Genomic DNA, 12,683 nt, shown 5'->3' on the forward strand with positions numbered 1-12,683 from the left:
TCTCCGCCGTGCCGTGGACCGGCCGGGCGGGACGGTCCACGAGGCGGAACCCTGCCGAGCTCCCCGGCCGCCTTCGGGCGGCCGGCGTGACCGCCGCGCGGGATCGCCGGCGTCCCCGTGTGCGCGATGCCGGCGTGCTTTCAGCACCCCTCTTGCATTTGAACACTTCCCTTTGCCTCTTTCCGGCAATTCCGTATTCAGTTATGGCGACAGCGGCATAACTTTTGCTTGACCCTCGTCATAAGTCGAATTTAGCATCCGCGATATGACCCAGAAATGCCATCGATCAGCAGAAGTACGGGCTGCGATCGTCGGAACAGGCTTCATGGGACAGGTTCACGCCCGTGCCCTCCGGCAGGCCGGTGCCCGGCTCGCCGGAGCGGCCGGGCGGGCGGAGGAGGCCCGGGCGGTCGCCGCGGTCCCGTTCGCCTGCCGTTTCCACACCTCGTGACCGGCGCCGGAGCCGGCCTCGCCTTCGACCAGGAGCAGCCCGAGCCGCCGTGAGCCGGCGAGCGCTCCCAGGCCCCACACCCGCAAGGCGGCGACCGCCGGAAAGGAGGTTCGGCCCCGGCAGACAGGCAGGCGGCGGAAGCCGCCCCGGCCAACCGGCCCCACCCGCGCCCGAGGCGCCGAGCACCCGGGCACGCGACCCGTCAGGCACGTTGCGTCAGAAAGAAACCATGATGAATCACCCCCCAGCACGGCATCGACCAGGACGAATGGCCGCCGCCCTCGTCCTCCTCTCCGCAGGCCTCACCGCCCTCGTCACCGCGCCCGCCGGACCGGCCGCGGCCGCCGCGCCCGCCGATCCGGCCGCGGCCGCCGCCGACTTCCAGCAGGTCGCCCTCGCCAAGGGCGTGGCGGAGGTCGGCGAGCCGATGACGATCTCGGTGCTGCCCGACCGCTCGGTGCTGCACACCGCGCGCAACGGGACCCTGCGCCGCACCGACGCCGACGGCACGACGTCGGTCATCGCGAACATCCCCGTCTACACGCACGACGAGGAGGGGCTGCAGGGCGTGGCGGCGGACCCGGGCTTCTCCAGCAACCGGTACGTCTACCTCTACTACGCGCCGCCCCTGAACACCCCGGCGGGAGACGCGCCGGCCACCGGCACGGCCGCGAACTGGGCCACCTGGGCCGGTGTGAACCGGCTGTCGCGGTTCACCCTCAAGGCCGACTTCACCGTCGACATGGCCAGCCGGGTCGACGTCCTCGACGTGCCCGCCGATCGCGGCATGTGCTGCCACGTCGGCGGCGACATCGACTTCGACTCGGCCGGCAACCTCTACCTGTCGACCGGCGACGACACCAACCCGTTCGACTCGGCCGGCTACTCCCCCATCGACGAGCGGACCGACCGCAACCCGGCCTACGACGCGCAGCGGTCGGCGGGCAACACCAACGACCTGCGCGGCAAGATCCTGCGGATCAAGATGAACGCGAACGGGACGTACTCCATCCCGGCCGGCAACCTGTTCCCGCCGGGCACCGCGAACACGCGGCCCGAGATCTACGCGATGGGCTTCCGCAACCCCTTCCGGATGAGCGTGGACAAGACCACCGGCGTGGTCCACGTCGGCGACTACGGCCCGGACGCGGGCGCCACCAACCCGGACCGCGGGCCGAGCGGGCAGGTGGAGTTCGACCGCGTCACCGGCCCGGGCAACTACGGCTGGCCGTACTGCACCGGTACCAACACCGCCGCCGAGACGTACAACGAGTGGAATTTCGCCACCAACGGCACGGGCCCGAAGTACGACTGCGCCGGTGGCCCGGCGAACAACTCGTTCCGTAACACCGGACAGCAGAAGCTGCCGCCGGCCCGCCCCGCGTGGATCCGCTACGGCGGCGACGCGGGGAGCCCGCCCGAGTTCGGCGGCGGCTCGGAGTCGCCGATGGGCGGACCGGTTTACCGCTACGACGCGGGCAACCCGTCGGCCGGGAAGTTCCCCAAGACGTTCGACGGCATGCTCTTCGCCGGCGAGTTCGGCCGCGGCTGGATCAAGCCGATCAAGATCAATGCTGACGGCTCCCCGGGCGCGATCGGCGACTTCCCGTGGAACGGCAAGCAGGTCATGGACACGGCCTTCGGCCCGGACGGCGCCCTGTACGTGCTGGACTACGGCACCGGTTACTTCAACGGCGACGCCAACTCGGCGCTCTACCGCTACGACTACGTGGGCGGCGGCAACCGTGCCCCGACCGCCGTCGCCAAGGCGGACAGGACGTCCGGCGCGACGCCGCTCACCGTGACGTTCTCGTCGGCCGGCTCGTCGGATCCGGAGGGAGGCGCGCTGAGCCATTCGTGGGCGTTCGGCGACGGCGGCACGTCCACCGCCGCCAACCCCTCGCACACGTACACGGTCAACGGCACCTACACGGCGACCCTGACCGTCCGCGACCCGGAGGGCGCCACCGGCACGGCGAGTGTGCCGATCACCGTGGGCAACACCGCGCCGACGGTGACCATCCGCGAGCCCGCGCCCGGGCGGCTGACCGCCTTCGGTGACGCCGTGCCGTGGAGCGTCACGGTCACCGACCCCGAGGACGGCGCGGTCGACTGCGGCAAGGTCACCATGGCCTACGTGCTCGGCCACGACCAGCACGCGCACCAGATCACCTCGCAGAACGGCTGCTCGGGCACGATCACCATCCCGGTCGACGGTGAGCACGACGACGCGGCCAACATCTTCCCGATCTTCGACGCGTCGTACACCGACAAGGGCGGCCTGACCACTCACGCGCAGAGCATCCTGGCGCCACGGCACCGCCAGGCCGAGCATTTCAAGACCTCCTCCGGCGTCAACCTCATCGGCAAGACCCAGGCCGAGGGCGGCAAGACCGTCGGCGACATCAACAACGGCGACTGGATCGCGTTCGACCCCTACCAGCTGAGCAACGCGACCTCGTTCACCGCGCGGGTCTCCTCCGGCGGCGCGGGCGGCACCCTGCAGTTCCGCACCGGCTCGCCCACCGGCCCGGTCATCGGCTCGGCGACGGTTCCGGTGACCGGCTCGTGGGAGACGTTCACCACGGTCGGCGGCTCCATCACCGGCGCCCCCGCGGGCACCACGTCGCTCTACCTCACCTTCGCCGGATCGACGACCGCCGCGCTGTTCGACCTGGACTCCTTCACCCTCGCCACCGGCGGCGGCACGGGTCCGGTGAAGGGTCTGGCCGGCAAGTGCCTCGACGTCGCCGGCGCCAACCCCGCTGACGGAACGAAAGTCCAGCTCTACACCTGCAACAACACCGCCGCCCAGAACTGGACGGTCTCCGGACAGCAACTCAAGGCCCTGGGCAAATGCCTCGACGTCGCCGGCGGCGCCACCACCGAGGGAACGAAGATCCAGCTCTACACCTGCAACAACACCGCCGCCCAGAACTGGACACCACAACCCGACGGAACCCTGAAGAACCCCCAGTCCGGCAAATGCCTCGACGTCACCGGCGCCAACCCCGCCGACGCCACCCCGGTCACCCTGTGGACCTGCACCGGCGCACCCAACCAGAAATGGACCCTGCCCTGACCCACGGCACCGGCCACCCGACCTGACCGCAACACCCGGCGCCCGCACCCCACGCGGGCGCCGGCCCTTCGAAGAGAGGGACCATGCGCAGAATCCTCGCGGGCCTCGGCACCGCCGCCACCCTCGCCGCCTGCATGCTCTACGCCTCACCTCCGGCCGGCGCCGCCGACGCGCCGTACGACGTCCTCGTCTTCTCCAAGACCGCCGGATTCCGGCATGACGCCATCCCCGCCGGAGTCCAGGCGATCAAGGATCTGGGGGCGGCCGGCGGGTTCACCGTCACCGCCACCGAGGACGCCGCCGCGTTCACCACCGCCAACCTCGCCAGGTACGAGGCCGTCGTGTTCCTGCTCACCACCGGCGACGTGCTCGGCGACGCCCAGCAGAGCGCGTTCGAGTCCTACGTCCGCGGCGGCGGCGGCTACGTGGGCGTGCACTCCGCCGCCGACACCGAATACGACTGGCCCTTCTACGGACAGCTCGTCGGCGCCTGGTTCGCCAGCCACCCGGCCATCCAGCAGGCCGCCTCCAGGACCGAGAACCGTGCCCACCCGGCCACGGCGCACCTGCCGCGGACCTGGACCCGCACCGACGAGCTGTACAACTACCGGACCAACCCGCGTGGCTCCGCCCGCGTCCTGGCCACCCTCGACGAGTCGTCCTACTCCGGCGGCACGATGGGCGCCGACCACCCGATCACCTGGTGCAAGGGCGTCGGCACCGGACGGTCCTTCTACACCGGGTTCGGGCACACCAAGGAGTCCTACGCGCAGGCCGACTTCCGCACCGGACTGCTGGGCGGCATCCGCTACGCGGCCAGGCGCGCGCACGCGGACTGCCGGCCCGAGACCGGTTACGGCACGCTGTACGACGGGTCCACGACCGGCTGGAGGCAGTCCGGGCCCGGCGGCTTCACCGAAGCCGACGCGACGCTCTCCTCGACCGGCGGCATGGGGCTTTTCTGGTACAGCGCCAAGCAGTACACCTCGTACTCCCTCAAGGCCGACTTCCGGCTCACCGGCGACAGCAACTCCGGCATCTTCGTCGGGTTCCCCGACCCCGGCGGCGACCCGGACGTCGCGGTCGACCAGGGGTACGAGATCCAGATCGACGCCACCGACACCCCGGATCGCACCACGGGGGCGATCTACGGTTTCAAGGCCGCCGACATCGCCGCACGCGACGCCGCGCTCAACCCGCCCGGGGAATGGAACACCTACGAGATCCTCGTCGAGGGTCAGCGGCTCCGGGTCTACCTCAACGGCTCGCTCATCAACGACTTCACCAACTCCGACCCGAACCGCGGCCTCGACGGCTACATCGGCATCCAGAACCACGGCGGCGCCGACCAGGTCGCCTTCCGCAACATCCGCGTCAAGGAGACCTCGGCCACCAACGACGTGACCACGCAGGCCGAGTCCTACAGCTCCGTGAACGGCGCGCAGCCGTTCGCCAAGGCCGGCGCCAACAACGGCCAGACGCTCGGCTACATCGATCCGGGCGACTGGTCCGGCTACACCGGTGTCGACGTCGGCGGCGCCACCTCGTTCCGCGCCCGCGTCGTCTCGGGCGGGCCCGGCGGCCAGATCCAGATCCGCACCGGCTCCCCGACCGGCACCGTGCTGGGCACCGTGAACGTGCCGAACACCGGCGGCTGGGACGCCTTCGCGACCGTCAGCACCCCGCTCACCGGTGTCCCCGCCGGCAGCGCCGACGTCTACCTCACCTACACCGGTACCGGCGGCGGTCTCTTCGACGTCGACGACTTCACCTTCGTCAAGTCCGGCGGCTCGCCCACGGGCACGGGTCCGGTGAAGGGCCTGGCCGGCAAGTGCCTCGACATCGCCGGTGCCAACCCCGCCGACGGAACGAAAGTCCAGCTCTACACCTGCAACAACACCGCCGCCCAGAACTGGACGGTCTCCGGACAGCAACTCAAGGCCCTGGGCAAATGCCTCGACGTCGCCGGCGGCGCCACCACCGAGGGAACGAAGATCCAGCTCTACACCTGCAACAACACCGCCGCCCAGAACTGGACACCACAACCCGACGGAACCCTGAAGAACCCCCAGTCCGGCAAATGCCTCGACGTCACCGGCGCCAACCCCGCCGACGCCACCCCGGTCACCCTGTGGACCTGCACCGGCGCACCCAACCAGAAATGGACCCTGCCCTGACCCACGGCACCGGCCACCCGACCTGACCGCAACACCCGGCGCCCGCACCCCACGCGGGCGCCGGGTCCGTTCTTCCGGGGCCGGCCACCGTCCCGGCTCCGGCGGTTCACCCGCGGGATCGCGACCACGCCGAGATCATCGCCGCTCACCGCGGGATTTCAGGCTCTGTCCCGAAAACCCGTGCCGGGGCCGCTCTGGCGGCCCCGGCACGGGGAACGGATCGTGGACGGGTCCGGAAGCGGCCTCAGTAGGCGCCGAGGACGTCCACCGCGAAGACCAGGGTGTCGGTGCCCTTGATCTTGTCGCCGGAGCCCTGCTCGCCGTAGCCGAGGCTCGGCGGGATGCTCAGCAGCACCCGGCTGCCGACCGGGACGCCCACCAGGCCCTGGTCCCAGCCCTTGATGACCTTGCCGGTGCCGATCTGGAACATGATCGGCTGGCCGCCGCGCCCCCAGCTGCTGTCGAACTCGACGCCCGAGCCCCAGATCTTGCCGACGTACTGGACCAGGATCGACTGGCCGGCCTTGACCGCCGGGCCCGACCCCTTGATCACCGTCTTGGCGACGAGGTCCTTGGGCGCCTTCTCCTTGGTCTTGGTGTCCAGCTTCGGCGCGGCGTCGCCGCCGGGGTTCTCCAGCTTGATGCCCTTGATTCCGGCGTCGGTGGCCTTGCCCTGGACCGCCTTGTCCTTGGGCACGCCCACCACGTCGATCACGAAGACCTGCGACTGCCCGGCGGGGGCCTGCTGCTGCTGCTCGGCGGGCAGCGAGTCCTTGGCGACGACGGACAGGAAGCGGCCGCCGTCCTTGGTCTCGGCGAAGCCCTTGCGGAGGATCTCCGGGACCTGCTCGTTGAGCGTGATCAGCTGCGGCCCGCCCTCGTCATAGGTCGAGCCGATCATCTTGTTGGTCTTGCCGTCCCAGGTGTAGACGGTGAAGTTGGCGACCACGTTCGACCCCTTCTGGGCCGGGGCGCCGGCCGTACCGGGGGTGATCACCTGGTAGGAGGAGGTCTCGGCGACCTTGGCGGGGAAGGCCACGGCCGGCTTGGCGTTGGGCGCGCCGGTGACCTTCAGCGCCGAGACCGCCTCGCCGCTCGGGTTGGCGGAGTTCGCGGTGGCGGTGCCATCACCGGACCCACAGGCCGCGGCGAACATCAGGGGCAGGGCGGCCAGTACGGCCAGGCTGCGGCGACGCATAGATATCCCTCAGGCAGACGTCAGGTTCGCGTCACACTACTCGCCTTGACATAGGGTCGCGATAAATCATCGGTCGCCTTGCCGAAGCATGACCATCACATTCCGGCGATGAGCTTCTCCACCCTCTCGTCCACGCTGCGGAAGGGATCCTTGCACAGCACGGTGCGCTGCGCCTGGTCGTTGAGCTTCAGATGCACCCAGTCGACGGTGAAGTCGCGCCGCTTCTCCTGCGCCCGGCGGATGAACTCCCCGCGCAGCCGCGCCCGGGTGGTCTGCGGCGGCACCGACTTGGCCTCGAAGATCTTCAGGTCGCTGGTCACCCGCTCCACCGAGCCGCGCCGCTGCAGCAGGTAGTACAGGCCGCGGCGACGGTGCACGTCGTGGTAGGCCAGGTCCAGCTGGGCGACCCGGGGGCTCGACAGCGGCAGATCGTACTTCTCGCGGTACCGCTCGATGAGCTGGTATTTCGTCACCCAGTCGATCTCGCGGGAGACCAGGTCGAGGTTGCCGGTGTCGACGGCGTTGAGGGTGCGCTCCCACAGCTCCAGCACCCGCTCGCTGATCTCGTCACCGCCGCGGCGGTCGACGAAGTCGCGGGCCTTGGCGAGGTATTCCTGCTGGATCTCCAGCGAGGACGCCTCCCTGCCGTTGGCCAGCCTGACCCGCCGCCGCCCGGTCATGTCGTGGGAGACCTCCCGGATGGCCCGGATGGGGTTCTCCAATGACAGGTCGCGCATCACCGTGCCGGCCTCGATCATGCGCAGCACCAGGTCGGTCGCGCCGACCTTGAGCAGCATGGTCGTCTCGCTCATGTTGGAGTCGCCGACGATGACGTGCAGCCGGCGGAACCGCTCGGCGTCGGCGTGCGGCTCGTCGCGGGTGTTGATGATGGGCCGCGAGCGGGTGGTCGCGCTGGAGACGCCCTCCCAGATGTGCTCGGCCCGCTGGGAGACGCAGTAGACGGCGCCCCGGGGGGTCTGCAGCACCTTCCCCGCGCCGCAGATGATCTGCCGGGTGACCAGGAAGGGGATCAGCACGTCGGCCAGGCGGCCGAACTCGCCGTGCCGGCCCACCAGGTAGTTCTCGTGGCAACCGTAGGAGTTGCCCGCCGAGTCGGTGTTGTTCTTGAAGAGGTAGATGTCGCCGGCGATGCCCTCCTCGCGGAGCCTCTTCTCGGCGTCGACCAGCAGGCCCTCCAGGATGCGCTCCCCCGCCTTGTCGTGGGTGACGAGCTCCACGACGCTGTCGCACTCGGGGGTGGCGTACTCGGGATGGCTGCCGACGTCGAGGTAGAGACGGGCGCCGTTGCGCAGGAAGACGTTGCTCGATCGGCCCCAGGAGACGACGCGGCGGAAAAGGTAACGCGCGACCTCGTCGGGCGACAGCCGCCGCTGTCCCCTGAACGTGCAGGTGACCCCGTATTCGTTCTCAAGTCCGAAGATGCGACGGTCCATTGCCTCACACTATTCGCCGAACCCCTCCCGCGGGAGGGATCAGTGGGGGGTTTTCGGTCCTACGGCTTATGCCCGGCGCGGTGCTCGGCTAAGCACGCGCGGGCCCCGGCCGGGCGCACGGATCCCGGCCGGACAGGGGACCTCGGCCCGGCACGCCGCGGCCCGCGCCCGGGGACGTCCCCGGGCGCGGGCCGCGGCGTGGGTCCCCGGCGGCGCGCAGGACCGGCGAGGAGGGGTGAGGGGGGTCAGGGGGTGTAGATCTCGTGCAGCTTGACGATCCGGCCGCGGTAGACGGTGATCAGCGCCGGGCGCTGCATCTTCGCGGCCCGCTTCAGCAGCGTCGCGCGGGAGCAGCGCTTGGCGCCCAGGCCGCGCCTGTCGACGGTCATGTTCGCCATTCGCGACGAGCAGCCGAAGGCGCTCAGGTAGACCACGTTCCCGGCCACGGGCGAGCTGTAGGCGGTGGCGTTGCCCTCCGGCGGGCCCTCGAAGTGGCCCTCGGTGTACTTGTCCCGCACCCACTTGATCGGCTCGTACTCGGCCTCCCCGCCGGACACGTGGGTGATCCAGCCGCGCAGGATGCCGTCCTTGCGGGGGCTGATGCGCTTGGTGAAGTCGTGGCCGGGGTCGGACTGGAACGTCGTCCCGAAGATCTTCGGCGCCGGGAAGTGGGGGATCGCGGCCGCCTGGGCGGGGGCCGCCTGGGCGGGGATCACGGCCGCCTGGGCGGGGGCCGTACCGGCGGCGAGGGCGGCGCACAGGGCGGCGGCGGTCAGAACGGATCGTTTCATGACTGCTTCGACCACGGTCCCGCGCCTCCGGTTCGCCGAACCGGGATGTGATCCGTGTCACAATGCGCGGGCGCCGCGCCCCCGGCGGAGGGACGCGGCGCCCGCGGAGCGTGCGGTCAGCCGCCGGAGCCGGTGTCGATCTCCCCCTCGGGAGCGGTGGGCGGCGTCTGGGATCCGCCGTCCTGCGGCGCGGCGGGCGCGCCGGCCTCGGCGGTTCCGGCGTCCGCGGCGCCTTCCCCGGCGGACGACCCGGCCAGCAGCGCCTCCAGCCTCGGACCGGCCAGGCGCTGGAACTTGCGGTGCGGCCGGTTGCGGTCGAGCACCGCCACCTCCAGCTGCCCGGCGGGGGGACGCTCGCCACCCGGCTCGGTCAGCGCGAACAGCGCCGCCTGCAGCGCGTCGGCCAGCGACAGGCCGTCGCGGTAGCGCTCCTTGAGCCGGCCCGCGACCGCCTCGGCCTGGCCGCCCATCGCCACCAGGCCGGACTCGTCGAACACCGAGCCGTCGAAGGTGAGGCGATAGATGTGGTCCTCGTCGGCGGTGTCGCCGACCTCGGCCACCACGAGCTCCACCTCGAACGGCTTCAGCGACTCGGTGAAGATCTGGCCGAGGTTCTGCGCGTAGAGGTTGGCCAGGCCCCGGGCGGTGACGTCCTCCCGGTCGTAGGTGTAGCCGTTGATGTCGGCGTAGCGGATCCCGCCGAGGCGCAGCGCCTCGAACTCGTTGTACCGGCCGACCGCGGCGAAGCCGATCCGGTCGTAGATCTCGCTGATCTTGTGCAGGGCACGGGAGGGGTTGGGGGCGACGAACAGGATGCCGTCCTCGTACTGCAGCACGACGACGCTGCGGCCTCGCGCGATGCCCTTGCGCGCGTAGTCCGCCTTGTCCCGCATCTGCTGCTCGGGCGAGACATATCCAAAGGGTATGGACACCTGCGGTGATCCTCTCGTGTTAACGCAGCGGAGCGGTGGGACCGTCGGGGGAACTCTTCCGGCTCTCCACCATCGCCTCGACGTTCTCGGCGATCTCGTCGTCGCTCAGGCGGCGGTATCCGTCGGCGGTGAGCACCGCGACGACGGGCCAGATCCTGCGGATGACGTCGGGACCGCCGGTCGCCGAGTCGTCGTCGGCCGCGTCGTAGAGGGCCTGCAGGACCGTCAGCACGGTGTCCTCCGGGCTCGCTCCCTCGCGGTACAGCTTCTTCAGCGAACCCCGCGCGAAGATCGAGCCGGAGCCGATCGCGTGGTGCTGGTGCTGCTCGTACGGCCCGCCGCCCACGTCGTAGCTGAAGATCCGACCGCTGTCGCCGTTCGGGTCGTAGGCCACGAACAGCGGGACCACGACCAGGCCCTGCATCGCCATCGGCAGGTTGCCGCGGATCATCGTGGCCAGCCGGTTGGCCTTGCCCGCCACCGACAGCGAGCGGCCCTCGCGCTTCTCGTAGTGCTCCAGCTCGACCCGGTAAAGGCGCGCCAGCTCGATGCCGGTGCTCGCCGCGCCGGCGATGCCCATGGCCGAATGGTCGTCCAGGCGGAACACCTTCTCCATGTCACGCTGGGAGATGATGTTGCCCGACGTCGCCCTCCGATCCCCGGCGATCACCACGCCGCCGGCGCAGGTCGCCGCGACGATCGTGGTGGCATGGGGGATCTGGTCGCCGACCGGGGCCGCCAGCGTCTCGTTGCGGCCCGGCAGCAAGTCCGGCGCGTGGGACCTGACGAACTCCGAGAACGAGGAACTCCCGGTGTCGGTAAAGATGTGATTCACCATGCCGGCGGGCAGGTCCCTGTGCGATCCCACGCGACTCCCTCCAAAGGTGCGGTCCCTTATGGCCCGACCTTACTCACGTTGCCGTGCTGTCTGCACTTCCCTCGATCAGCTCAGCGCGAACCACCTGTGTCCCTCCCGTTGAATCTTTACGCCCGTGTAAGCCTGTGTAATCGTCGAGTTGTCGTGACATGCCTTACCTCCCCCTGGAGGTCACGTGAGACCCTTCCATCGGCCTGTCCTGATATCGACCCTGGCAGCCGCCGTGCTCGCCCTCTGCTCCTGCGGTTCCGGCTCCCCCTCCGACGGAGGCGTCACCCTGACCATCACGGCCAACGCCATCTCCGGCGGCAAGAACTCGGTCAGCGCCGACTGGATCAAGAACTGGGTGATCCCGAGATTCGAGGCCGCGCAGAAGCAGGCGGGGCGGGACGTGCGCGTGCTGTTCCAGCCCAACGGCGTGGACGACGAGCAGTACAAGACGAAGGTCGCGCTGGACCTGAAGTCGAGGACCGGCGCCGACGTGATCGACCTCGACGGGATCTGGGTCGGCGAGTTCGCCCAGGCCGGGTACATCAAGCCCCTCGGCGAGGTCGGCGGCGCCGCGGTGGACTCCTGGGACGGCTGGCGGCAGATCCCCGAGGCGGTGCAGGGCCTGGGCGTCTTCGAGGGCAAGAGGTACGGCGTGCCGCAGGGCACCGACGGGCGCATCCTCTACTACAACAAGAGCCTGTTCGCCAAGGCCGGCCTGCCGGAGAAGTGGCAGCCCAGGAGCTGGCAGGAGATCCTCGACGCCGGGACGGCGCTGCGCCGGCTGCCCGGCGTGACGCCGATCCAGATCAACGCCGGCACCGCGATGGGCGAGGCCACCTCGATGCAGGGCGCGCTGCCGCTGCTGGCCGGCACCGGCACCGAGATCTACGCGAACGGCAAGTGGACCGGGGCCTCCCAGGGCGTCAAGGACGTGCTGGACCTCTACCGGCGGATCTACGCGGGCGGCCTGGGCGACCCCAGGCTGCAGCAGGAGGCCAAGGGCCGCGACAAGTCCTTCGCCGAGTTCGCCGCCGGCAAGATCGGTATCCTCGCCGAGGGCGACTACTTCTGGCGCTCGGTGATCGATCCCAAGGCCGGCGTGGCCCCGATGGCCGACCGCGACAAGGCCGTGGGATACGCCAAGATCCCCGCGAGGACGCCCGGCGCGGGAATCCGCGGCCAGGACTTCGTCAGCATGTCCGGCGGCGCCGTACGGGTGCTGAACCCCTTCTCCAGGCATCCTCGTCAGGCGTGGGGGCTGCTGGCGTTCCTGCACTCGGCCGAGGCGGTCAAGGCCGAGCTGGCCGGGGCCGTCCGCGTCACCTCCCGCTCCGACGTCAACGACGAGGTCCTCGCCGGCGACCCGCTGCTGAGCTTCGTCTCCCGGGAGATCCTGCCGATCACCGCCTACCGCCCCGGTCTGGCCCTCTACCCCCAGGTGTCGGCCGCCCTGCAGGAGGCCACGGCCGACGTCGTCTCCGGCAGGTCCGTCGAGGAGGCCGCCACCGCCTACCGCACCAAACTGGAACGCCTCTCCGGCAACCCCGCCAACGTCACCAACTAGCTCGGGGGCGCCGGTGTCTGGACCGCGAGGGGGCGCCGGTGTCTGGACCGAGGAACGAAGGAGCGAAGCGACGAAGTGACGAGGGAAGACACCGGACACCAGCCCCCGAGCCGCGACACGCAGTGTCGCCATGAGCACAGCGAGGGGGCGCCGGTGTCTGGACCGA

9 protein-coding genes are annotated in these 12,683 nt (G+C 70.4%); 4 read left to right on the plus strand and 5 right to left on the minus strand.

Annotation, left to right across the window (positions count from 1 at the left end):
• Positions 1–325 precede the first annotated feature (325 nt).
• From ACQP10_RS23350 to ACQP10_RS23360, 3 genes are all read left to right on the plus strand, one after another.
• A complete protein-coding gene (locus tag ACQP10_RS23350; RefSeq protein ID WP_346022466.1) occupies positions 326–451 on the plus strand; it encodes a hypothetical protein in 126 nt (41 codons plus the stop codon).
• Positions 452–719: 268 nt separating this feature from the next.
• A complete protein-coding gene (locus tag ACQP10_RS23355) occupies positions 720–3,533 on the plus strand; it encodes a carbohydrate-binding protein (protein ID WP_433539709.1) in 2,814 nt (937 codons plus the stop codon).
• Positions 3,534–3,616: 83 nt separating this feature from the next.
• Positions 3,617–5,710, plus strand: a complete 2,094-nt coding sequence (locus tag ACQP10_RS23360; protein WP_433539710.1) for a ThuA domain-containing protein — start codon at positions 3,617–3,619, stop codon at positions 5,708–5,710.
• Between the two features lie 244 nt (positions 5,711–5,954).
• On the opposite strand, the gene ACQP10_RS23365 is transcribed toward ACQP10_RS23360, so the two are convergent.
• The 5 genes from ACQP10_RS23365 to prcB all read right to left on the minus strand — a co-directional run bounded on the left by ACQP10_RS23365 (position 5,955) and on the right by prcB (position 10,923).
• On the minus strand, positions 5,955–6,908 hold the full coding sequence (locus ACQP10_RS23365) for an FKBP-type peptidyl-prolyl cis-trans isomerase (RefSeq protein WP_179828161.1): 954 nt from the start codon (positions 6,906–6,908) through the stop codon (positions 5,955–5,957).
• Positions 6,909–7,003: 95 nt separating this feature from the next.
• Positions 7,004–8,362: a Pup--protein ligase gene (pafA, locus tag ACQP10_RS23370; protein WP_346022469.1), complete on the minus strand. Its 1,359-nt coding sequence runs from the start codon at positions 8,360–8,362 to the stop codon at positions 7,004–7,006.
• A 245-nt stretch (positions 8,363–8,607) separates the two neighbouring features.
• Positions 8,608–9,153: a hypothetical protein gene (locus ACQP10_RS23375; protein WP_433539711.1), complete on the minus strand. Its 546-nt coding sequence runs from the start codon at positions 9,151–9,153 to the stop codon at positions 8,608–8,610.
• Between the two features lie 116 nt (positions 9,154–9,269).
• The gene (gene prcA / locus ACQP10_RS23380) at positions 9,270–10,085 is read right to left on the minus strand and encodes a proteasome subunit alpha (RefSeq protein WP_386150844.1); all 816 of its coding nucleotides are present in this window, start codon (positions 10,083–10,085) and stop codon (positions 9,270–9,272) included.
• 19 nt (positions 10,086–10,104) lie between these two features.
• Positions 10,105–10,923 carry a proteasome subunit beta gene (gene prcB, locus ACQP10_RS23385; RefSeq protein WP_179828885.1) on the minus strand — a complete coding sequence of 273 codons (819 nt, stop codon included), beginning with the start codon at positions 10,921–10,923 and terminating at the stop codon, positions 10,105–10,107.
• A gap of 214 nt (positions 10,924–11,137) precedes the next feature.
• On the opposite strand from prcB, the gene ACQP10_RS23390 reads away from it, so the two are divergent.
• Complete coding sequence (locus ACQP10_RS23390) at positions 11,138–12,517, plus strand: extracellular solute-binding protein (RefSeq protein WP_433539712.1); 1,380 nt, start codon at positions 11,138–11,140, stop codon at positions 12,515–12,517.
• Positions 12,518–12,683 lie beyond the last annotated feature (166 nt).

It is taken from the genome of Streptosporangium sandarakinum (assembly GCF_050942225.1).
In the GTDB taxonomy this organism is placed as follows: domain Bacteria; phylum Actinomycetota; class Actinomycetes; order Streptosporangiales; family Streptosporangiaceae; genus Streptosporangium; species Streptosporangium nondiastaticum.

Bases quoted from the DNA above. Each gene is read 5' to 3' on its own strand.
- ACQP10_RS23350 (WP_346022466.1), top strand. From the start codon at position 326: ATGGGACAGGTTCACGCCCGTGCCCTCCGGCAGGCCGGTGCCCGGCTC.
- prcB (WP_179828885.1), bottom strand. From the start codon at position 10,923: ATGGTGAATCACATCTTTACCGACACCGGGAGTTCCTCGTTCTCGGAG.
- ACQP10_RS23355 (WP_433539709.1), top strand. From the start codon at position 720: ATGGCCGCCGCCCTCGTCCTCCTCTCCGCAGGCCTCACCGCCCTCGTC.
- ACQP10_RS23365 (WP_179828161.1), bottom strand. From the start codon at position 6,908: ATGCGTCGCCGCAGCCTGGCCGTACTGGCCGCCCTGCCCCTGATGTTC.
- pafA (WP_346022469.1), bottom strand. From the start codon at position 8,362: ATGGACCGTCGCATCTTCGGACTTGAGAACGAATACGGGGTCACCTGC.
- ACQP10_RS23375 (WP_433539711.1), bottom strand. From the start codon at position 9,153: ATGAAACGATCCGTTCTGACCGCCGCCGCCCTGTGCGCCGCCCTCGCC.
- ACQP10_RS23360 (WP_433539710.1), top strand. From the start codon at position 3,617: ATGCGCAGAATCCTCGCGGGCCTCGGCACCGCCGCCACCCTCGCCGCC.